The 20,602-nt window shown below is 69.2% G+C and carries 19 protein-coding genes; 3 read left to right on the top strand and 16 right to left on the bottom strand.

What is annotated here, in order from left to right; all coding sequences use genetic code 11:
* Positions 1-138: 138 nt before the first annotated feature.
* From ACQEUU_RS33865 to ACQEUU_RS33940, 16 genes are all read right to left on the bottom strand, one after another.
* Positions 139-2,022, bottom strand: coding sequence for an NAD-dependent epimerase/dehydratase family protein (locus ACQEUU_RS33865; protein ID WP_433073708.1), 1,884 nt, complete (start codon positions 2,020-2,022; stop codon positions 139-141).
* Positions 2,019-2,657, bottom strand: coding sequence for a histidine phosphatase family protein (locus tag ACQEUU_RS33870; RefSeq protein WP_433073710.1), 639 nt, complete (start codon positions 2,655-2,657; stop codon positions 2,019-2,021). Before ACQEUU_RS33870 ends, ACQEUU_RS33865 begins: the two co-directional genes overlap by 4 nt.
* Entirely contained in the window at positions 2,654-3,397 is a 744-nt protein-coding gene (locus tag ACQEUU_RS33875) for an aminoglycoside phosphotransferase family protein (RefSeq protein WP_433073713.1), read from the bottom strand. Before ACQEUU_RS33875 ends, ACQEUU_RS33870 begins: the two co-directional genes overlap by 4 nt.
* Positions 3,394-4,224, bottom strand: a complete 831-nt coding sequence (locus ACQEUU_RS33880; protein ID WP_433073716.1) for a class I SAM-dependent methyltransferase — start codon at positions 4,222-4,224, stop codon at positions 3,394-3,396. Before ACQEUU_RS33880 ends, ACQEUU_RS33875 begins: the two co-directional genes overlap by 4 nt.
* 31 nt (positions 4,225-4,255) lie before the next feature.
* Positions 4,256-4,768 (bottom strand): topology modulation protein, encoded by a 513-nt coding sequence (locus ACQEUU_RS33885; protein ID WP_433073719.1) that lies wholly within the window; start codon positions 4,766-4,768, stop codon positions 4,256-4,258.
* 42 nt (positions 4,769-4,810) lie between these two features.
* Positions 4,811-5,857, bottom strand: a complete 1,047-nt coding sequence (locus ACQEUU_RS33890; RefSeq protein WP_433073722.1) for a glycosyltransferase family protein — start codon at positions 5,855-5,857, stop codon at positions 4,811-4,813.
* Positions 5,854-7,560: a carbamoyltransferase family protein gene (locus ACQEUU_RS33895; RefSeq protein ID WP_433074489.1), complete on the bottom strand. Its 1,707-nt coding sequence runs from the start codon at positions 7,558-7,560 to the stop codon at positions 5,854-5,856. Before ACQEUU_RS33895 ends, ACQEUU_RS33890 begins: the two co-directional genes overlap by 4 nt.
* Positions 7,561-7,565: 5 nt before the next feature.
* Positions 7,566-8,492 (bottom strand): thymidylate synthase, encoded by a 927-nt coding sequence (locus tag ACQEUU_RS33900; protein WP_270155178.1) that lies wholly within the window; start codon positions 8,490-8,492, stop codon positions 7,566-7,568.
* Between the two features lie 43 nt (positions 8,493-8,535).
* Positions 8,536-9,597 carry a methyltransferase gene (locus ACQEUU_RS33905; protein ID WP_270155177.1) on the bottom strand — a complete coding sequence of 354 codons (1,062 nt, stop codon included), beginning with the start codon at positions 9,595-9,597 and terminating at the stop codon, positions 8,536-8,538.
* Positions 9,594-10,589: an ABC transporter substrate-binding protein gene (locus ACQEUU_RS33910; RefSeq protein ID WP_270155213.1), complete on the bottom strand. Its 996-nt coding sequence runs from the start codon at positions 10,587-10,589 to the stop codon at positions 9,594-9,596. Before ACQEUU_RS33910 ends, ACQEUU_RS33905 begins: the two co-directional genes overlap by 4 nt.
* Before the next feature lie 178 nt (positions 10,590-10,767).
* On the bottom strand, positions 10,768-10,890 hold the full coding sequence (locus ACQEUU_RS33915) for a hypothetical protein (protein WP_270155176.1): 123 nt from the start codon (positions 10,888-10,890) through the stop codon (positions 10,768-10,770).
* A 302-nt stretch (positions 10,891-11,192) separates the two neighbouring features.
* On the bottom strand, positions 11,193-12,056 hold the full coding sequence (locus tag ACQEUU_RS33920) for an SAM-dependent methyltransferase (RefSeq protein ID WP_270155175.1): 864 nt from the start codon (positions 12,054-12,056) through the stop codon (positions 11,193-11,195).
* Positions 12,053-12,451, bottom strand: coding sequence for a hypothetical protein (locus tag ACQEUU_RS33925; RefSeq protein WP_433073727.1), 399 nt, complete (start codon positions 12,449-12,451; stop codon positions 12,053-12,055). Before ACQEUU_RS33925 ends, ACQEUU_RS33920 begins: the two co-directional genes overlap by 4 nt.
* A 164-nt stretch (positions 12,452-12,615) precedes the next feature.
* Positions 12,616-12,801, bottom strand: coding sequence for a hypothetical protein (locus ACQEUU_RS33930; protein WP_433073729.1), 186 nt, complete (start codon positions 12,799-12,801; stop codon positions 12,616-12,618).
* A gap of 82 nt (positions 12,802-12,883) precedes the next feature.
* Entirely contained in the window at positions 12,884-14,053 is a 1,170-nt protein-coding gene (locus tag ACQEUU_RS33935) for a helix-turn-helix domain-containing protein (protein WP_270155174.1), read from the bottom strand.
* Positions 14,054-14,119: 66 nt separating this feature from the next.
* Positions 14,120-14,755 carry an HAD family hydrolase gene (locus tag ACQEUU_RS33940; protein ID WP_270155173.1) on the bottom strand — a complete coding sequence of 212 codons (636 nt, stop codon included), beginning with the start codon at positions 14,753-14,755 and terminating at the stop codon, positions 14,120-14,122.
* A 336-nt stretch (positions 14,756-15,091) separates the two neighbouring features.
* On the opposite strand from ACQEUU_RS33940, the gene ACQEUU_RS33945 reads away from it, so the two are divergent.
* The 3 genes from ACQEUU_RS33945 to ACQEUU_RS33955 all read left to right on the top strand — a co-directional run bounded on the left by ACQEUU_RS33945 (position 15,092) and on the right by ACQEUU_RS33955 (position 20,578).
* The gene (locus ACQEUU_RS33945; RefSeq protein WP_433073733.1) at positions 15,092-17,911 is read left to right on the top strand and encodes a BTAD domain-containing putative transcriptional regulator; all 2,820 of its coding nucleotides are present in this window, start codon (positions 15,092-15,094) and stop codon (positions 17,909-17,911) included.
* Between the two features lie 333 nt (positions 17,912-18,244).
* Positions 18,245-18,700, top strand: coding sequence for a single-stranded DNA-binding protein (locus tag ACQEUU_RS33950; RefSeq protein ID WP_433073736.1), 456 nt, complete (start codon positions 18,245-18,247; stop codon positions 18,698-18,700).
* Positions 18,701-18,862: 162 nt separating this feature from the next.
* Positions 18,863-20,578, top strand: coding sequence for a ParB/RepB/Spo0J family partition protein (locus ACQEUU_RS33955; RefSeq protein ID WP_270155170.1), 1,716 nt, complete (start codon positions 18,863-18,865; stop codon positions 20,576-20,578).
* Positions 20,579-20,602: the final 24 nt, after the last annotated feature.

Here is a 20,602-nt window from a genome sequence, read left to right on the forward strand (position 1 = left end):
GAAGTAGTAGCCGCGGCCTCGGCTTCTATAGCGGTGACTGCGGAGCGTGACGGAGACCCGTCGGGACGAGATGCGTCTGAACTGGCTGGCGACGTCGGTTGCGACTCCCCTGCTTGCGATTGAGTCTGGACGGCTGTGCTACTGGCCGCTCTTCTCCTTGACGGGTGTATGGCTACTGCTACGGTGCGTATTCATCCACCTGTATTGCTCGGTCATGCCAGTGAGGAGATCGGTCGTGGGCGTCCATCCGAGCAGTCGGCGCGCGTGAGATGGGTCGGCGCGAGTGCCGGGCACATCGCCACTGCGGGGGTTCGCCGAGCGGACGCTGACAGATCGTCCGGTGATCTGGCGGGCTTGGTCGACGACATCGTTGAGGGAAGTGGTGGCGCCGGCTCCGACGTTGATCAGGCTGTTCGGCAGATGGGCGGTTCCTGCGGCGATGGTGGCGGCGATGGCGTCGTCGATGTAGGTGAAGTCTCGGCCCTGCCGGCCGTCACCGTAGATCTGGAGGGTCATTCCCGTTGTGGCGGCGGTCAGGAGGCGCTGGATGAACATGTCCTCTCGTTGGCCAGGGCCGTAGACGGTGAAGTAGCGCAAGGCCACGACGGTGGTGCGACAGTCGGATCGGGCCGCGTGGGCGAGGCAGAGTTGTTCCTCGGCGAGCTTGGTGACCGCGTACGGGGAAGCGGGGCGCGGATGGTCGGTCTCGGCACTGGGCCGCTCACCCGAGGTCGCGCCGTAGACACTGGAGGAGGAGGCGACGACGAGGCGGGGGATGCGCAGCCTGGTGATCGCGTGCATGAGGCGTTGGGTGGCCGAGATGTTGGAGGCGACGTAGTCGTCGAAGTCGGCGCCCCAGGAGGGCTGGACGCCGGGGACGCCGGCCAGGTGGAAGACGACGTCGGCGTCGAGCAGGAGGGGCTCGACGGCGCAGGTGCGCAGGTCGCCGGTGGCGAAGACGAATCCTGGGTGGTCACGGATGGTCGCCAGGTTCCGGGCTGCGGTGAGGTGCTTGCTGGGGTCGCGGCGGTCCACGCCGATCACGGTCACGTCTCGTTCGAGCAGGGCCTGGCAGAGGTGGGAGCCGATGAATCCGGCTGCGCCGGTGACGACGGCCCGCCGGGGAAGTGGTGCATGGGCCTGTTGGGGGACGGGCGGGATGGTCATGGCGGTCCTTCGCGGTCGGCAGGAAGCGGTGATCAGCGCACGGCCATGGGCGAGGAGCTCCCGGTCGTCGGTTTCGTGGCCGCGGACCAGTGCGGTGACGGCTTCCATGAGGTGGAAGCGTTCGAGCAGGTCCTGTTCAGAGGGGTTGAGAGGGCGGCCGTAGCCCTCGAAGAACGCTGTGCGGAGGTGAGGATTCCGTCGCCAGTGGCGGTGTTCGAGGCGGCTGAAGTCGCGGATCCGAGCGTCCAAGCGGGTGTGCTCGAAGTCGACGATGCCGACCTGTCCCGTGGCCTCGATGATCCAGTTGCGTGGTTGGTAGTCGAGGTGGCAGACGGTGGTGTCGAGTGTTTCGGCCGCCATCTGGTCCGCCCAGGCGTGCAGGGTGCGGAGTTCTGACGGGGTGATGAGGGCTGCCTGGTGCGCGCGGGCGGCCCACCAGCGCATGCGTTCAGCGAGGTAGGCGGATACCTCGGTGCTGACCTGCGGGCCTGGTGAAGCTTCATGGAGCAGCCTGAGGACGTGGCCCGCCTCGTGGTGGGCCTGCCGGGCAGCGAGAGAATCCCCGGAAAGCTGCGTGGCCGGCCGGCCCGGCATGACGGTCACGAGCAAGGCGAGGTTGCCGGGGTCGGCGTGGATCAGGGACGGGGCATGCTCTCCCAAGGCCGGGACCCAGGTGGTGTAGGCACGGGCTTCGGCCTGGAAGCGGTCGGGGATGCTGTGCTGCTTGAGGATGTAGCGCTGTCCGTCGTTCGTGGCGAGGACCTGCAGGTGTGAGGGCAGGTAGGGGCAGGGGAGCGTGGTGAGTGGGCCGAGGTGGCGGCGGGCCATGGCCAGGAGGCGGTCGGTGCGGTTCATGGGCCGGTGAGGTGGGCGGTGTCGTTATGGCGTAGCAGCATCCAGCGCTCGTCGCCGAATCGGCTGCGGTGAAGCTCCCAGTGGGTGATCGAGGCGTGGTGGACGGTGAAGCCGGACATCAGCCCGGGACGCAGGTCGAGCAGCAGGCTGTGGGCGGCGAGTACGGTTTCGCCATGGGCGGCGAACAGGAGGCGCTGTCCTCGGTGGTCTGTGATGAGGTCGGCGAGGATGGCGCCGGCGCGTTGCAGGTAGCCGTTCCAGGTGTCGGAGCCCGGTGCCCATGCTCGCTCGGGATGAGCGTGCGGGCCGCCGCGGAAGACGGTCTTCACCTGGTGCCAGGGCTGGCCGTCGGCGTCGCCGTGGACGGGGCCGTCCAGCAGGTTGCTGATGATCAGCGGTTGGTCGAGGGCGTCGGCCAGGATGCGGCCGCTTTCGCGCAGCCGCCGGCGAGGTCCGGCGTACACGTGAGTGAAGGGTTTGGTCTGGTGCTCTGTGACGAGGCGGGCCGCGGTGAGCTTCATCTGCCGGCGGCCGAGATCGGTCAGCCCCGTGCAGGTGCGGGGGCCGCCGACGACGCCGTCGACGTTGCACTGAGCCTCGCCGTGCCGGGCGAAGATCAGTTCAGTGGAGATCACTTCAACTCCTCCAGGCAAGGGCGGACGCTCGGCCACGGATGCCGGTAGCCGCCCTGGCCGAAGTAGGGCAGGGTGAGCAGGTGATGCAGGTCGGCGTGGCCGAGAAGCTGATCGACGGAGACGGGAAGCAGGCCGGCGTCGATGAGCGGCTGGTTGTAGCAGGCCAGGGCGGTGGTGAAGGCCTCGATCGGGAGTGGACCGTGCGTCATGGCAAGGGTGACCAGCAGCTTGGCCAGGTCGTAGCCGAACGGTGCCAGGGTGAGATCGTCGAAGTCCACCATGACAGGCCCATCAGCGGTGATGAGGACGTTGCGCGGGTTGGTGTCTTTGTAGAAGGCGACCGGGGCAGGGCTGGCCGCGAGGAGCGCCTGGACGGCGGCGGTCACCTGCTGTTCGCCGATCAGTCCGGCCTCGGTGCGTCGGCGCAGCGCTGCGATACGTGGCGAGACGAAGTCGGCCATATGGTGGGCGCCGTCCAGCGGATGGGTGGTGGTGAGGAGCGCGCGGTGCAGATCGCTGTGCCAGGCGGCGGCGTGGGCGCGGCCGAGAACCGCGGCCACATCAAGGGTGTCAGCGAAGACGGCGTGGCGGCCCTCGACGAAGGCGAAGTCGATGCGGTCGACGTCGACGCGGACGATGGACGCAAGTCGCAGCGGCCCGGCGTGTTCGTCGAGCCATGCGTGATTGGCGAGGGTCTGGTCGAGGTCCGCACGAGTGGCGTACGTCTTGCTGAAGATCATGGAAAGCTGCCCTTTCCCGCGATCACGTACGTGACGGTGGAGGTGGTTGTCACCGGCCCGTCGGCGATCTGGGTGCGCAAGGCTGCGGCGATCGCGTCCGGGTCGGCGGCCATGGCCGGCGGGAGCTCGTACTTGGGCGTGGTGGCCAGGTAGGCGGCGACATGGTCCGGGCCAGTGAAGGCGAACCGGTGTTCCTCGTGCTCCACACCGATGACCGGCAGGATCGGCGCGGTGAGTGCCTCCAGGTTGCCGCTGTGCGCGGTCTGGTACAGGCTCGGCCGCCCGGTGGCACGGGTGTCGAGGCCCGCGGCGGCCACCAGGTAGTCGAGGGTGCGGTAGCTGTCGGCCGACTTGGTGACCAGGATGGCGATTCCAGCCGGAGCCAGGACGCGGGCGATCTCGGCGATGACCGGGCGCGGGTCGGGGGCGTGGTAAAGGCAGAACGCGGCCACCACTAGATCGCAAACGCCGTCGCCGAAGGGCAGACGGTGGAAGTCCGCGCGGATGTAGATGACCGCTGTCGCCGTGTCGGTGAGTCGGGCGCGTGCGGTGGTGAGCATCGCCTGCGAGCTGTCGATAGCCAGCAGACCGCGAGGCCGCAGGTGCGCGGCCAGGATGCGGCTGCTGGTGCCGCGGCCGCAACCGAGGTCGGCCACGATCGCCTGGTGGGGATGCGGCAGGTGCGCGGTGGCGATGCCGGCGATGACGTCGGCGACAGGGCGTCCACGGATCTTGGCCTGGTGCAGCGCCGAGGTGCGGGCGGCCAGGCGGGAGCCGTCCCGGTACAGGGCGGACGTCGTGGCGGGGTGGATGAAGGGCGAGGTCATGGGTGCCGCCCGTCCACGCCGTCACGGCGGGTCAGCGGCCGGCTGCCACCTGCTCCAGCCAGCGGCGAGTCTGGGTACGGCTGGTCAGGAGCACCACCTGTTTGCCCGCGGCGAGCTCGTGGACTTTCGCCAGGACTTTGGGGCGCATGCGTCGCCGGTAGGTGGCGACGTAGGTGATCACGCCCCAGTGGATGCGGTTGTAGACGCCGCAGGTGTGCTGGCCGGCGCCGTGCCGGAGCTGGCGGGCGAAGATCCCCCACAGGGCGGCCCAGGTGGGCACGTCCATCATGACCACAGTGTCGCAGGCCTGCAGCCGGACGTGCAGCGAGGAGTTGTAGTTGCCGTCGATCACCCAGCGCGGGGCCGCGACCAGCTCGCGCTGGGCGGCTTCGAACTTCTCCGGCGGCAGCGGGTTCCACGCGTCGTCGTAGTAGACGGCGTCCAGGTGGGTGACCGGCGCATCCAGCAGACGTCCGAGCTCGCGGGCCACATAGGACTTGCCGCTCCCTCCGGACCCGACGATGGCGACCCGGTTCATCTGCATGATGCTCCACGATAGTCGGGGCAGACCTGGCTGGGGCCGTGTTCATCGGCGCCTCCCAGCAGCGGCGGGGGCGAACTCACCGAGGATCGTCTCCAGCATCTGGAGTTGCCGGCTGAGCCGGAACAGGTCGAGCTTGGCCAGGCAGGCGGCGATCAGGTCGGTGTGTTCGGCGGTGCCCGCGAGGGACGACAGCCACTGCACAGCGGCGATCACCTCGTACCCGTCGTGGACGATCAGCTCACTCGGGACGAACTGGTCGACGTGGGCGATGGTGGACGGTGCGAGCGGCAGGCAGCCGGCCAGGACGGCCTCGAAGATGCGTTGGGTCATCTGCCCTACGGCTGCGTACCGGTCCGGCAGTAGCAGGACCGTGGCCAGGCTCTCGCCGTACAACCGGCTCACCTGGCTGAAGGGCACCCTCCCGATGAAGGCCACGCTGGGCCAGCGGCCGGTGTCGTACCACTTGCCCGCCACGCGGTGCGGCAGACGGTCCGCCGCGGGCGCGAAGTAGTCCTCGAATGCCTGGTCGCGGTCGTACTGGTTGCCCACATAGGTCAGCGGGAACGGCCTCGGCCGCGCGGCGAGAACCACCGGATCGGCCTGATCCAGGAGCGCATCGTCCAGCGGGAACAACAGCGAGCGGGTGCCCGGGGAGGCGGTCAGCGCGGCCTCGCAGACCATCACGCTGGGGTGGCGGCGCAGCGGATCCTTCTGGGGGAGCCTGCGGTCCTTGTCCCAGACGAGCGTGGGCAGGCCGCGCGTGTGCGTGTAGTGATCGAGCAACTCGGCTTGGCGATGCAGGTCGCAGGTGTGGCCGGGGGCGGTGCAGGCGGTGGTGTTGCGGCCCGGGATGGGCCAACGCCATTCGGCGAAGAGGACGTCGATGTCCGGCAGGTCGGCGTCGAACAGGTACTGGTCGGCGAGGTGATCTCCCGCCTCGATCAGATCGCGGTTCGGCTGGAGGAACACCACCTGGTGACCTCTGGCTTGTATGGCGTCGATGAAGGGGCGCCGATGGCTGCGCCCACCGTCCGGGGTGTCGGTGATGCCGGTTCCCAGGAACCCCCAGAAGCTGTAGCCGATCCTCATGTGGTGATCCACCTGCCTTCCAGCAGCAGGGCGTCCAGGCCGCTGCCGGCCAGGCAGTCCAGGGCCATGGCCGGGGTGCCGCAGATCGGCTTGCCTTTCACGTTGAGGGATGTGTTGATCAATACGGGGACGCCGGTGCGGCGGGCGAAGGCGGTCAGCACCTTGTGAATGAACGGGTTGCCGTCCTGGGTGACGGTCTGCACGCGAGCCGTGCCGTTGGCATGCACGACCGCCGGGATCTGCTCGCGGGCCAGGTCGGTCACGGACGAGGCCATCGACATGAACGGCGCCTCCTGACCGAGGGCGAAGTACTCGGCGGCGCGTTCGGCCGTCACCATCGGCGCGAACGGGCGGAACGACTCCCGGAACTTCACGGTGTCGTTGAGCCGTGCCACCACGCCAGGCTTCAGCGGTGAGGCCAGGATCGAGCGGTTGCCGAGCGCACGTGGTCCAGCCTCGACGCGCCCCTGGAAGAGGCCGACGATCTGACCGTCGGCGAGCCGCTCCGCCAGAACCTCGGCGACATCACCATCGAGCCGATGCACCGTGAACCGTGAAAGATCCGGCAACTGATCGGCGTAGGCGGGGCCGAGGTAACAGGCGTTGGCAACCCCGGCCAGCGGACGCGCGCTGCCCTCCAGGTGTACGGCCGCTGCCGCGCCGATCGCGGTTCCCGCATCGCCCGGAGCCGGCGGCACGAACACCTCCTCGAAGAGGCCAGACTTGACGATCTTGCCGACAGCCACGCAGTTGGTGGCGACTCCTCCACCGACACACAGCCGCCGCCTCCCGGTACGTGTCTTGGCCAGGGCCGCCAGATGCAGCATCACGTTCTCGGCGCGTTCTTGGAGCGCGGCGGCCAGGTCCCGGTGGACCTGCTTGATCGGGGCGTCTGAAGCACGGCGCGGGCAGGTCTCCGCGGCGAAGCGAGGTGTCAGACGGGCGAAGGACGACGCGAGCACCCTGGGCGCGAAGTAGCCCGGGTGCGGAGCGAACCCCGTCGGCGTGATCGGGATGGCGTCGGCGAACAGCGCCCGGAAGCGTGCTGGATCGCCCAAGGCGGCCAGCGCCATCACAGTGCCTTCCTCATCGCCGCGCCGCCAGCCCAGATGCTCGGTGACCGAGCCGTAGGCGTAGCCGAGCGAGGCCGGGTCGGTCAGCTCGTACACGGGCCGCAGAGCGGGCCGGCCGGGCTCTGATTGGCGGCCGAGTGCGATGGTGGTGGTCTGCGCCTCGCCGAGGCTGTCCACGACCAGGACGGCCGCGCTCTCCCATCCGGACGCGGCGAAGGCGTACATCTGGTGGGTGCGGTGATGCAGCGACGGGCGGACGCGGGCGTGCGGGAAACGGCGCCTCAGGGCTTGAACGCGGCGGACGGTACGGAGCGCGACCTTGGTGAAGCTGGCCGCGCGCGCCACCGCGCGGTGACGGCTGGCTGGGTCGCCGACCAGGCCGAGGGCCGCCGGGACAACGCGCAGGTAGTGCAGACCGTGGAAGTTGTAGGCGACCTCGTTGACCTGTTCAGGCGTGATGCCCGCCTCGCTCATCAACCAGGTGACCGCATGCTCGGGATAGGTGCGGGTGTGTTTCACCCCGGATAGGCGTTCCTCCTCGACGAACCCGACCAATTCGCCATCCACCAGAAGGGCCGCGGACGAGTCGTGGGTGAAGGAGCACACGCCCAGGACGACATAGGGCTGCATCGAGATCACCGCCCCCGCAGAACGGCGTACCAGGCGCGCAGTCCCTCGCCGAGTGCTCCCTCGATGTCCTCAGCCTTGGCGACGGCGGCTTCGCGTTGGCCGCGCTTCCACTGCTGGTAGCTGGCCAGCACGGCGGTCATCGTGTCCCAGCCCGGATGGTTCACCCTCCGGCCATAGCGGACATCGGCGAGCAAGGCGTCGAACCCCTCCCACGGCGTCTCCAGCGAGGGCAGCTTCCCGGACGTCGGGACCGTCGTGTTAAGGACGCTGGCCGCTTTGTCCAGGTCGTGCTCGTACAGGTGGAGCGAGTCGACATGATGGTGGTAGACACCCAGCTCCACGCCCAGCCAGGAGGCCATCAACTCGTGCAGCGTGGTCGCGGCGAAGACGTCGTACGGCAGCCCGGTCCACAGGTCCTGGCTGCGCATGGTGGTCGCCATGTGCAGGCGTCCCTGGCGAAGGTGGAAGCGGTAGCCCAGCGTGCAGGGCACGTCCCGGTGCCCGCCGGCGTCACGGGCGGGGTCGTAGAGCTGGATGACCGCCCGTCGCGAATCGGGATCGCCCCGCAGAGTGGCGAGCGCCAGAGCGAGCTGATCGACGTGCCCGTCCCAGCAGCGCAAGCGTGGCCCGTAGGCGCCTCGCAGAATGCCGTCGTCCTCGGCGTACTGCCGCAGTTGACCGTTGAACTCGTAGATCCACGGCGCATCGGAGCCCGACAGAATCCAGACAGTCTCGGCGACGGCGAACGCGGTGTTCAAAACGCGCCCCGAAGGAGCGGCCAGCAGACGTGCGCGAGGCTCGTGAAGCAACAGGCGCACGTCCAGCAGCTCGCGTGTGTCCATGCCGCGAGGGATGACCTTCTCACCGTCGATGGTCAGCCTCACGGCACGGGCGAACAGTTCGGTGATCGAGTCACCGGAAATGGTCGTCACGGGTCACCTTCCTTGCTCGGGGTGGGAGGAAGCGCCGGCGTGGTCAGCTCTCATGCCCGCGTGCCGGCCGGGCGGCCAGCACGGTCTGTCCGCAGGGCAGGGGCGTCGCGTGCACGATGGTCTGCCCGGCCTGTCGGGCCAGCCGGCGTAGCTGGGAGGCGCGGCGTACCTGGCCGCCCTGGAACAGGGACATCATCCGGATGTCGGTGGCATACCAGGGGCTGGGCGTGCTGGTGCGCCGGGGCAGCAGGCCCTCGACGATCCACACTTGTCCGCCGGCGTTGTCCTGGAGGGCGTGGCGCACCTCGGTCAGGAGGCTGACGCACGCTTCGTCGCTGTAGTTGTGCAGGATCGACGACAGCAGGTACCGCTGCGCTCCCCGGGGGATCTCCTCGAAGATGTCGGCCGCGACGATCTCGACGCGGCCGAGCAGGCCCTGTTCCTTCAGGTAGGCGTGGGCGCGCGCGGTGACGCCGGGGCGCTCGGCCAGGACGCCCCGTAGATGGGGATGGGCATGGACAAGGGCGGCCAGGACGCCGCCCAGGCCGCCTCCGAGGTCGGCCACGAGCCGGACCTCGGCCCACCCGTCGAGGGATGCGAGGTCGCGGCCGACGGCGGTGCTGCGCGCAGTCATGAACCGGTCGAACTGTTCGGCCAGTCCGGGAGTGCAGGCGAGGTATTCGTACACCGGTTGACCCTCAAGTTGTGTGGGCTGTCCGCGGCGGATGGTGTGGGCCAGGCGGCCGATCGCGTTCCACCAGTACGTCGAGCCCGCCACCAGCACCGCGTGCCGCTGGGACGGGTCGGCCTCGGCCGTGAGGACGTGGCCGAGTTCGGTGAGCCGGTAGCCGGCGGAGCTGTCGGCGACGAAGCCACGGGCGTGCAACCAGCCCAGCAGCCGGTTCATCGCGTCCGGGTCGGCGCCGCAGGCGTCGGCCAGCTCGTCGCTGGTCACCGTCTGGGTCGCCAGGGCTTCGAAGACGTCCAGCTCGACGGCGGCGTGCAGGGCGGCGAAGTCCGGGACGGCGTCGAGCATCTTCTGGATGTGCTGGTACGGGTCGACGAGGCTGAAGGTCAGGGCGTCGGGGTGCTGGTGAAGGGTCACGGCGTGGGCACCTTTGACGGCGTGGCGGCGGGCGTCGAGGGCGTGGCCGGCGGGGGCGGTGGCGCCGGAGAGTGGCCGACGGTGGCCGGGGGCGGCATCAGGAACCGGCTGACGTCGAGCTCGCCGGTGATGTACTGGTGTTCCAGCATCACGTCCGCCACCCGCTGGATGCGATCCGGGTGGAGGTTCATGGGGAAGGTTCCCAGGGTGATGGTCGCCGCCGTCTCGGGGCCGATCTTGGTGTAGGTGGGCAGAGTGTCGGTGATCACCTGCCGGTTCTGGGCGTCGGCCTGGGCCTTGAGGATGGCGCGCTGGAACGCGACGACCTGGCGGGGGTGGTTCTTGGCGTAGTCGGTGGTGGTGGCCCAGCCGGCGATCGGCCAGTTCTCCGTCTGGCCCTGCATCACGTCGTAGAGCGTCTGCCCGCCGAGTTGCTGGTAGGCGGTGATGAACGGCTCGGTCATCCAGGCGACATCGATCTTCCCGGTTTGGAGCGCCGGGATCATGTCCGGCAGCGGCAGTTCGGAGATTCGCACGTCGTCGGCGGTCAAGCCTGAGATCTTCAAAGCGGCTTCGGTGGTCAGCGTGCCGACCGAGCGCAGGGTCACGACCGCGATGTGCTTGCCGCGCAGGTCGGCCAGGCCCTTGATGGGTGAGTTCTTGGCGACCATGAGCTTGAAGGTGTTGGGAGCCGACTGGTAGGCGTCGGCGACGATGCGCAGAGTGCCAGGCTGTTGGGACTCGGCGAGCACGGCGGCGGTGTAATTCATGATCGAAAAAGACAGGGCTCCGGATTTGAGCTTGGGCAGGGCGACGCCGCCGCCCTGGACGGTCTCGATCTCGACTTGAAGCCCTTCGTCCTCGAAGTAGCCCCTCATGTTCGCGAGGGGGACGGTGACGCAGTCGGGTATGGGCATGATCCCGACCTTGACTGTCTGCAGCTGGCTGCCGCTCGGGCGAGAGGCTGACGGCGGAGAGCCACACCCCACCATGGCGAGCACAGTGAGTACGGACAATATTGCTCTTTGTAGCTGTGTCATGTGTGAACATCCCAAGGCGTACAGAGGCGAGGGAGGACATCTGGCGGGGGAGGGGCACCCGGCCGCACCGTGACAGGAGGGTCAGCGCGGCGCGGCCGGGCAGCTTGTGCCGACCGGCCGAACGGCTCGGCTAGGCCTCGTCCTGGTCGGGAGCCAAGGTCGGCTCCTGACCGTCATCGTCGTGCGCGGGCGCGGCGGCCACCGTGTCCAGATCCCCGCGGGTGAGGCAGGACAGCGCGATGCCGGCGTCCATGTGTCAGCTCTCTTCATGAGATGGAGGACGGGGCAGGGGGCGGTGGCCTGCCTTTGCCCCGTCCTCCTTGCTGCGCCGGCCGCCGCATCCGCCGGGCAGGCGACATACGGCTGGAGTGGGCCGCGCAGAGCATGAGGTGGACACTCGTGGCCCGACGGGGGTGCGACGAATCTCCGCATCGGACCACGAGCATCTGAAGGCGGCGAAGCCCGCGGTGTGGTCGTCGCCCCGGACCATCCTGTTGGGCATAGGAGTACATCCGGGGTGCGACCGGCTCCGCCGCCGGTCTGGGGAGTCGCCGCTCATCCGGCCGACTCCTGGACAGCACGCCGATCTTCGACGAGACCACGCACTTCGGCGGCCACAGCCACGAAGTACGGTGCCCGTGCGTCCGGCCCCGCTTCCGGGCCCGCCCGCCAGAAGGCGGTGCTGACCAGGCCGGGCCACATCGGCGCGCACCCGGGTAGTACCAGGTCGGCGATCTCCTGCACCCGGCGAAGGTAAAGCCGCTCGCCGGTCTGAGCCTGGTAGAAGTCACGGGCGGCCTCGACCTGCTCGGGCGTGTAGTGGGGCTGGTCGCTGGTGGCGTGCGTGACCAGCAGCAGGCTGCCCTGCGGCAACCAGTCGTGGGACGCCTCCATCACCCCGCGGACCTCATCATCAGCAAGGAAGTGGAGAACCGCGCCGAGCACCAGGCATACCGGCAGCCCGAAGTCGACCCGCATGCGCACCTCAGGCCGACTGAACACGTCGTCAAGGTCACGCACATCGGCCTCGACCATGGTCACCCGGGGGGCGCGTAGAAGGGCACGCCCGTGCGTGCACACCACCGGGTCACGGTCAACGTAGACGAAGCTCGCGCCGGGCTGCCGGTCATGAACCACCTCGTGCAGGTTGGGCGGCTGGTCGGGCAAGCCGGAGCCGAGGTCGACGAACTGGCTGATCCCCAGATCCGCTGCGGCGGCCACCATGCGGCGCAGGCAGCTGCGGTTGTCCGGCACGATGCGCGCCATGCCCGGCAGAATCTCGTCGAGCGCGGCGGCGTTGTCCTCGTCGACCTGGAAGTGATCCTTGCCTTCGCCGAGCGCTCCGTACAGGCGGGCGGGTGTCGACTGCTGGGACAGGGGCTCGACGCCAGGCGTGGGGGCGTGATCAGGGAGGCTCATCGAGCGCTGACCTCCGACATGGGTTGAGGGGAAGTAGCTGGGCGGGAGGTGTCCTGCTCCACCTGCAGTTCCGCGTACCGGGCGGCGACCCGCTGGGCGGCCTCCTCGAGGAACTCGGTGCGCACGTAGGTGTAGAGGCGGTGCCCCTTGACCGAGGTACGGCCCGTCCACCACCACCAGCGATGCCCGTCCGTCCAGCAGACCAGCTCCGTGGCCACCGACACCAGAGCGACCTTGCCGCCGTGGTGCACCTCCGACGCGACCCGATGCCCCTGCCACAGTTCGGCTTGGATCCGGTACGCGGCAACGCCGGCCAGGCCTGGTTCGCCTGTCCACGTATGCAGATGGCCGGCGTATGTGGCGGCGATGTGGTCGGTGGGGGTGGGGGGCGGCATGAGAAGGAGTCCTTCCGGAAGTTGGAATGCAGGAGGGCGCGGGCGCAGGGCTCCGAGAGTGAGCAGTTCCGCTCGCGCGGCATGTGGTCCCGTTCCTCGGCCGGGTTGGCCGACCCTGCTTACACCTGCTAGAGGTGGCCGGGTCGCACCTGGTCATGGCGTGATCAGGCGGGGCGATCGCGGCGGTTCAGCGTGTTGAGCCGTATCCCAAGCAAGATTCTGTCCAGCACGGCGACCATGGTTCGGCCGGTCTCGAAGCGATCTTCGCCGTCCCTGTGCGCCCGGGCCCGCAGAGTGGTGGCGTCGTCCAGCGCGGTGATCAGCTTGGTGGGGAGTGCTGCCTCTGACATAGCGGGTCCCGTCTGGTCGCTGTGACACTCAGATGGTCGTCCGGAGGCCAGAGGGGAAGTGACCCAATGTGGGTCACCGGGGTCAGGTGGCGTGACACCACTCGGCGAAGCTGTTCAGATCCTCGCTGTTGGCGCGCTTGAGTCTGCGCAGAGTCGCGGCGTCCTCCCGTACCCATCGATGGTCGCGCGCGTGTTGAGGGGCGGTTCGCCGGGCAATCTTCAGGGACTCGAACGCGTCGTCCGGCAAGCCGGACCACAGTTGCGCGCGGGCCAGCTCAATGTAGAACCCGCTGCGCCGCTCGGCGGGCAGCTCAGGCGGCGGTGTCCACCCGCGGACGATGTCAAGGGCGCGACGGACGTAGTCTCTGCCGAGGCTGACCGCGACGGACACCTCATGTATGCGGACCGATGACGGCCCGAAGGCAGTGCCGGAGTAGATGGCTTCGGGCACCTGGTCGCTCAGCCGACGGGCTTCGGCGAGATGGAGGTCGGCGGCGTCCGCGTCTGCGGTACGACCGGCAATCACAGCAGCCCGCATGTGAAGTGCGCCGCACGCGGCGATGGCTGGCGGGGTGTCTGGCGAGGCCGCGGCGTCGATGGCGAGTTCGAGGGCAAGCAGGCCCTTGGCATGGGCGTTGGAGGCGAAGAAAGTCTCCGTGCGGACGTAGGCGACCGTGGAGGTCAGGATGGGGTCGCCAGTTTTGGCGGCGGCCCACCGCATCAGCTCGATGTATCTAGCGGATAGGTCGTAGGCGCCGAACTTGAAGGCGACGGCGTCCGCCGCTCTACAGGCGGACGCGAGGAGTGCTGCCACGTCGGGATCGTGGTCGGGCCCGGCACGTAACAGCTCGCCGAGCAGCTCGGGCAGTCGGCGCGTGATGCGCACGTACTGGGAGGCCAGCCGCCACGTGGTCGCCTCGGCGACGGCAGCACGGAGCTCCGGCAGCGGGCGCACGGGTCCGTCGTCGGGCAGATCATAGGCCGCGATGGCTGCCGACAGAGCGGGGATCGCCGCGGCGATCCGGGAGCTTGCCTGCGCCCGATCGGCTACCAATAGCGACGGGTCGATGCCGAGCGCCGCGGCGAGTGCTTCCAGGATGTTGTCGCCAGCCCCTCGAGCTCCACGCTCGATCTTGCGTAGCGTGCCCACATGGATGCTCGCGGCATCGGCCAACTGCTGCTGAGTGAGGCGAGCGACGCTCCGGTAATAGGCGACACGCTTGCCTATCCCGCGGTGAGGAGTGGTAGGCATGAGGTGCTCCCGTGTGCTCTTCTCGGACTGTAGCGACCCGGTGACGATTGTGCCCAGAGGTTCGCGTCACCCGGTGATGTCGACGAGCTCCCGCAAGCTGGTGATCCGCCAGTCGGCCGCGGCCGTGCCGGGATCGTCGGCCCACAAGTACCCCCAGGGGCCGCGCCGTATGTGAGCGGCGCCGAGGCCGGCCGCCTTGGCCGGGATGACGTCATTGGCGGGATGGTCGCCGACGTACACGATTCGCTCAGGCGGAGTGTCGGCGAACTCCACCAGGCGGGCGAAGAATGCCGGGTGCGGCTTGGCGACGCCCCACTCGCCTGAGGTGGCGATCCCGTCGACGGGAAGGTCGAGAGCGCGTAGCAGCTCGGCGACGCGACGTGTCTGATTCCCGGCGATGAGCACGCGGTGGCCGGCCGCCCGCAGCGCGGCGAGCGCCGGTCGGACGTCCGGGTAGAGGTCGGCCTCCTCGATGCGCTCACCGCGACCTGCTGCTTCACGTGCGGCATACTCGGCCCTGATATCAATGCCGGGTCGCAGGAGTCGAAGGGCGTCGGCGTTGTCCCGACCTTGAGCGACTACAGCGCCGACGAGCGCCGACAACGTGTGTGTCGGTACGTCGAGCCAGTCTGCCCAGGATGCCCAGTAACGGTCGTCGCGGACGATGGTCTCGCCGACATCGAAGACGAAGGTTCTCCTCACTGCCCGAGCCTATTGGCTCGGCCTCTGAGGGAGAAGCCGGCGGCGCTGGAGCTGTTCATACTCGGAGACGCCGAGCCCCTTCACTCAAGGCAGATAACGCATACATGTTTCACGTCAATGGAAACGAGACACAAGGCTCAGTCCGTCTTCGCAGGCGAGACTCTTGACCCCTTGGGAACCTGTCAGGCGATGGTGTTGACCCGGTTGTGATGTGGTTGTCGCCGGGTCATGATCCTCTCGTGGATTTGCGCAGTAATATCCACATTGGTCATATTTGATCAGGAATCACTGCTATCACATCGCCGATCGCCTTCACATGGTGAATGGAGGGCTCCTGTGCGGTTCGCCATCTTGGGCCGGCTCCAGGTCGAGTGCGGGGACGAGCCGGTCGAGATCACGCGTACCAGGCGATCGCTGCTGGCGACACTGCTGCTGGCCGGCTCCGACGGGATCGTCGCCGAGACGCTGACGCAGGCGGTCTGGGGTGATACTTACGGCCGGGAGAACTCGCTGAAAACCGCCTTGTCGCAGCTTCGTCAACTGCTCCCAGGGCGTATTCCGTCCGCACGCGGTCATGGGTACCGCATCGTGCTGCGCCCGGAAGACAGTTTCGACCTGACGGAATTCCGGCTGCTGGCCGAGGAGGGTCGGGTCCGGATAGCAACCGGTGATCAACATGCCGCAGTCGCCTCATTACGAAGGGCATTGGATTTATGGGGCGACCCTCCCCTGGCCGACGTGCCCGAGGACCCCATCCGACTGGCGACCTGGCGGCAAGAACTGCTGTGGGAACGCAAGGTCGCCCAGCAGGACCTCCTGAAGGCCCGGCTGAAGACGGGGGAGCACCAGCAGCTGCTCGGCGACCTCCGCCGGGAGCTGGCTGAGGATCCGCTGTCGGAGATGCTCAACGCGTTGCTGATGACCGCCCTGTACCGGGCCGGATACCGGATGGAGGCGTTACGGCACTACGACGGCCTGGTGACGCTGCTGGCCCAGGAGGCCGGGGCGGACCCAGGGGCGAGGCTGCGCCGGTTGCGTGACGAGATCGTCAACGACACCCTCGATCTCCGCACTCTGGACGAGAACGAGCAAGCAACCCCCGCCACCACATGGGGCGCCGGGGGACTGACTCCGGCACAGCTGCCACCGGCGGTGAGCGACTTCACCGGCCGCGCGGCGGAGATGGAAGAACTGACCCAATACCTGCGCACCGCCGAACAGACCGGTCGCATGCCTATCGCCTCGATCAGCGGCCCTCCGGGAGTGGGCAAGTCCGCCCTGGCCCATCAGGTCGCGCACCTGCTGCGGCCGCACTTCCCGGACGGCCAGGTGTACGTGCATCTCGCCGGCCTGTCCGACCAGCCGCGGGAGATCACCGATGTGCTGGGGGAGGTGCTGGCCGCGCTGGGCGTCGAACTCAGCGACGTGCCCGCCACCGTTCCCGGCCGCACCGCGCTCTACCGTTCGGTCCTGGCCGGCCGCCAGGTCCTGGTGGTGCTCGATGACGTGTCCGGCATGCACCAGATGGACCCGCTGCTACCGGGTACGCCGGGATGCGCGGTGATGGTGACCAGCCGCGCGCACCTGGTCGGCGGGGCCGGCATGCGGACGGTGCGGCTGGAACCCCTGTCATCGGAGGAATCGCTGACCCTGTTGGGCGAGATCATCGGCGCCGAGCGCATCCGGTCCGACGCGGTCGCGGCCGCCGACATCGTCGACGCCTGTGGCGGGCTCCCGCTGGCCGTGCGGATCGCCGGCGCTCGATTATCCGGGCAGCCGCACTGGCCGCTGGCGATGTTCGTCACCCGGCTGCGCAAGCGGCTGCTGAGCATGCTGCAGGCCGACGGCATGACGGTCGAGGCAAGCATCGCCGACAGCTACGAGTCGCTGCCGGATCCCGAAGCGCGGGTCTTCCGCCTGGCGTCGCTGCTGAGGCCGGGCGGGTTCGCCGGCTGGGAGGTCGCCATGCTGGGAGGCGGGGACATCGACGACGTCGAGGAGGTGCTGGAGCGCCTGAGCCGCCGCAGCCTGCTGACCATGCTCGGGGTGGACTCGCTGGGCCAGCCCCGCTATCACCAGCATGACCTGCTGCGCGTCTTCGCCGCCGCGTGCCTGGCCGAACGGCCCAACGAGCGCGACCGGGCCATCCACCGGCTAATGCTGGGCTGGCTGGAGCTGGCCAGCCTGGCCGACGAGCAGATCGCCCGGGAACCGCATGACCCGCCCGTCGTGGTGCTGGAGATGGTCATGTTCGCGCCGTCGGATGTCCGCCAGTCGATCGTGGACGACGCCGATGGCTGGCTGGCGACCGAGGCGGCGAATCTCCTGTACGTGATCCGGATCGTCAGCGAGCACGGGCTACACCGCCTGGCGATGGGGCTGGCGTTGCGCGTGACGTCCTATCTGTACCGCGAGAGCCGCCATCGCGACGCCGCGGACATGTGGCGGCACCTGCTGCAGAGCTTCTCGCCCACCGATGCGCGCATGACCGCGGAGGTGCGCCATCGTCTGGCCGCGTTGATCATGCAGGGGCCGGGCGGGGCACAGCGGGCGCTGCCACTGCTGGATGACTGTGTGCAGGGGAGGGAGAGCAGTGGAGACCTCTTCGGGTTGGCGCGGTCGCTGGCGTTGCGAGCGGTATGCCGCCGTCAGCTCTCGAGCGGCCCGGATCACTCCGCTCTGCTGAGCGAAGCCGAGGCGGACGCCGGTCGAGGGCTGCGCATCGCCCGAGAGATCGCCAACCGTCACGCGGAGCTGGTCTGCCTGCGGGCCATGGCCACCGTGCTCAGCGCGCGCGGCGAGCACGAACGCGCGCTGGCCCTGGGCCATGAGGCGGTGACCGTGGCCGAGCAACTCGCTGAGGCACCGCAGGATCGGTCCTACCTGCGGCTGGCACTGCAGACACTGGCCACGCTGATGCTCAACGCCGGTCACGCGGAGCCCGCGTTGCGGTTGAGCGAGCAGGCGCGCGAGCTGAGCGTGCGGTTGCGCCACCGAGCCGGGCAGGCACGCGCGCAGGAGACGGCCGGTGACGCGCTGGCCGCGCTGGGCCGCCGGCAGGAGGCCGACGAGCAGTACCGGGACGCGGCCGCGACGTTCGAAGCGGACGGGGGAGTGGAGGACGCCAAGCGCTGCCGGGCCAAGCTCGCCGGATAGCCGCCGCGCCCCAGCATCCTGATCAGCCAGGGATCAGCTCGGGTCAGGGACCGGATGGCGGGCTCGTCCCGGCCGGCTGACTGTGCGCCGCCCTGGTCGCGGTGCCGCAAACCGGGTTCTCGCCAGGAGGCTCGTGCCCGCCACGGCAGAGATCTTTTGCTGGCGCAAAACATCTTGCCCGTGGCCGGCACCACCCGGTTGCGGCCCTCACGCCCGGCGGCGCTGGGTCTGCCTTGCCGGGACGGGCTCCACCACACGGTCAGAGCTCGCCCCGGCAGCCGATCAAGTCCGCCGCGTCCCGTCCGGGGCGTCGGCCGAGGAAGGGCCTCGCACATGGACATCCAGGTCAGCGTCACCGGCAGGATCGCTTTCCCGCCCCGCTTCTTCCCCGCCAAAGGCGACTCGCCCGCCATGTGGTCGGCCAGGCTGGAGGTCAACGGGCCGCCGACGCCCGGCCGCGACGGCTCTCCGTACGTGCCGACCCGGGCGGTCGAGGTGGTCACCTACGGGGTCGCGGCCATCCGCGCCGGCGAGTCCTACCGCAAGGGCCACCTGCTGGTGGTCCAGGGATGCGACATGGTCGCCCGGAGTTTCGAGTCCAAGGACCGCAAGGGTCACCCGACCGTACGCAGCATCATCAAGATCACCGCCACCGCGATCGGGCTGTCCTCCCGCTACAGCATGGTCGGCGAAAGCGTCAGCCCCTCGCAGCCCGGCGCCGTCTCCCCGCGCATGGTGCAGGGAGCCTCCGCCGCCGACGAGAGCGCGTCCACCGCCGCCGCGGCCTGACGGCCTCCCAAGCCGAAGAGGCGCCGGCCTTCCCTCCCGCCGGCGTCTCTTCGTTCCTCCCGCCGCCCGCCCCGCCGGGTCCTCCGCGCACTCGCCTGCGCGGATGGGCGGGCGGCGGGAGCCCTCTTCCCTTCCACTCGTCCCGACGGGAGTCGCTGCCCCATGTCCATCACCGACCAAGCCCGCGAGCCGTCCGGCTCCGATTCCGAGACCGTCGAACCCGATGCCGATCTGGAACTGCCCGAGGACTTCCGCCTGGCGCGGATCCCGGTACGCCAGCTCGGCCACTTCCCCGACAACGTGCGGGAGGACTACCACCTCACCCAGGAGTTCTGCGCCTCGCTCAAGGCTCAGCTGCAGGTCCCGGTCACCGTCATCCCGATCCCGGCCGACTACCAGCGCGGCGAGGGAGAAGAGGAACACCGCTGGTGGGTGGTGAAAGGCAACCGCCGCCTGGAAGGCGCCATCACGATCAAGCTGCCGAAGTTGCTGTGCCTGATCGACCTGACCAAGGCCGAGGACAAGGCAAGCCTGCTGGTCGACCAGGTCGTGGAGAACGACGACGACTTCCGCATCGGCCTCACCCCGTTCGAGCAGTCCCGCGCTCTGTTCATGGCCCACCAGCTGGGCGCCACCAGGACCGAGATCCGTAAGCGGACCGGCCGCACCCGGGAGGAGGTCGCCCAGGCGATCGCCGCGGGCAAGCTGTCGGAGCGGACCCGCCGCAGGGCCCAGGCCATGGAGTACGCCTGGACGCTGGACGAGCTCGCGCTGCTGGAGGAGTTCGACGGCGACCAGGAGGCCCTGGCCCGGATCGACTCCTTCATCTCCAGCTGGGGGCACAGCGGCCGGCACGCCATCGAGCGGGTGCGCCGGGAACGCCAGGAGGCGGCCGCGCACGACCGGGCACTGGCCGACCTCGCCGCTGCCGGCATTCCAGTGACCGAGGACGAACCGGCCGGTGCCGTCCGCCTCAGCCGGCTCGCGACCAGGATGGAGGGCTTCGACCCCGAGCAGCACACCGACTGCCCGGGCCGCGGCGCGTTCTTCTCCAGCTTTCGCCCCGAACAGCCGGAGCTGTACTGCAGCACCCCCGAGCGGCACGGCTACACGCCACCGCCGGCCATCACGCTTCCGCCGCCCGCCAAGACCGAGCACGACGGCCCGTCCCGCAAGGTCGTCGTCCAGGGCAACCGGGCGTGGATGGCGGCGGCCACGGTCCGCCAGGAGTGGCTGGCCACGCTGCTGGCGCGCAAGAGCGCGCCCAAGCCGGTCGCCAGGTTCATCACCCGCATGCTCAACGACATGCCGGCGCCGGTGCGCGACAAGCTCGGCTCAGCCGCCTTGTCGACGCTGTACGGCAAGCTCGGCGGGCCCGCGGACCTGGAGGCGGCCCTGGCCACCGCCGCTGCCGGCCGGTTGACCATGCTCCAGCTCCTGCCGATCGCCGTGGCGTGGGAGTACCAGATGAGCCAGGCCTCCGCCGAGTGCAAGAACACCTGGCGCGAGGGCCGCTACAGCCCCTGCTCGACCGCTGACGCCGCTGCCTGGCTGCGTTTCCTGGTCAACGAGCTGGGGCCGGAGCTCGGCGAGAAGGCGTACGTGCCGGCGCCCATCGAGCAGGCCCTGATCGACGGCGTCCCGTACCTCGGAGACACGCCCGCCACCGAACCGGTCACTCCCGGCCCGGACGACGACGATCCGGCGGACTCAGCCGTGGACCAGAACCCCGCCGCGGACGATGCGCCCGCACCCGAGCACGGCGCCACCACCGCCGACATCCCGGAGCACGACGCCACATCCTCTGAACCCGCGGACCCGGGGGCGGCCGATGGCACGGAGACCGTCATCGCCGACGACGGTCTCCAGGCGGCCTGAAACCAACGGCGGCTGCCCCGTTCC

The organism is Nonomuraea sp. CA-218870 (genome assembly GCF_050936535.1).
GTDB lineage: Bacteria > Actinomycetota > Actinomycetes > Streptosporangiales > Streptosporangiaceae > Nonomuraea > Nonomuraea corallina.

Coding starts and splice junctions, on each gene's coding strand:
- ACQEUU_RS33865 (WP_433073708.1), bottom strand. CDS start 2,022: ATGAACCGCACCGACCGCCTCCTGGCCATGGCCCGCCGCCACCTCGGC.
- ACQEUU_RS33875 (WP_433073713.1), bottom strand. CDS start 3,397: ATGATCTTCAGCAAGACGTACGCCACTCGTGCGGACCTCGACCAGACC.
- ACQEUU_RS33880 (WP_433073716.1), bottom strand. CDS start 4,224: ATGACCTCGCCCTTCATCCACCCCGCCACGACGTCCGCCCTGTACCGG.
- ACQEUU_RS33885 (WP_433073719.1), bottom strand. CDS start 4,768: ATGCAGATGAACCGGGTCGCCATCGTCGGGTCCGGAGGGAGCGGCAAG.
- ACQEUU_RS33890 (WP_433073722.1), bottom strand. CDS start 5,857: ATGAGGATCGGCTACAGCTTCTGGGGGTTCCTGGGAACCGGCATCACC.
- ACQEUU_RS33895 (WP_433074489.1), bottom strand. CDS start 7,560: ATGCAGCCCTATGTCGTCCTGGGCGTGTGCTCCTTCACCCACGACTCG.
- ACQEUU_RS33910 (WP_270155213.1), bottom strand. CDS start 10,589: ATGGTGGGGTGTGGCTCTCCGCCGTCAGCCTCTCGCCCGAGCGGCAGC.
- ACQEUU_RS33915 (WP_270155176.1), bottom strand. CDS start 10,890: ATGGACGCCGGCATCGCGCTGTCCTGCCTCACCCGCGGGGATCTGGAC.
- ACQEUU_RS33920 (WP_270155175.1), bottom strand. CDS start 12,056: ATGAGCCTCCCTGATCACGCCCCCACGCCTGGCGTCGAGCCCCTGTCC.
- ACQEUU_RS33925 (WP_433073727.1), bottom strand. CDS start 12,451: ATGCCGCCCCCCACCCCCACCGACCACATCGCCGCCACATACGCCGGC.
- ACQEUU_RS33930 (WP_433073729.1), bottom strand. CDS start 12,801: ATGTCAGAGGCAGCACTCCCCACCAAGCTGATCACCGCGCTGGACGAC.
- ACQEUU_RS33935 (WP_270155174.1), bottom strand. CDS start 14,053: ATGCCTACCACTCCTCACCGCGGGATAGGCAAGCGTGTCGCCTATTAC.
- ACQEUU_RS33950 (WP_433073736.1), top strand. CDS start 18,245: ATGGACATCCAGGTCAGCGTCACCGGCAGGATCGCTTTCCCGCCCCGC.
- ACQEUU_RS33955 (WP_270155170.1), top strand. CDS start 18,863: ATGTCCATCACCGACCAAGCCCGCGAGCCGTCCGGCTCCGATTCCGAG.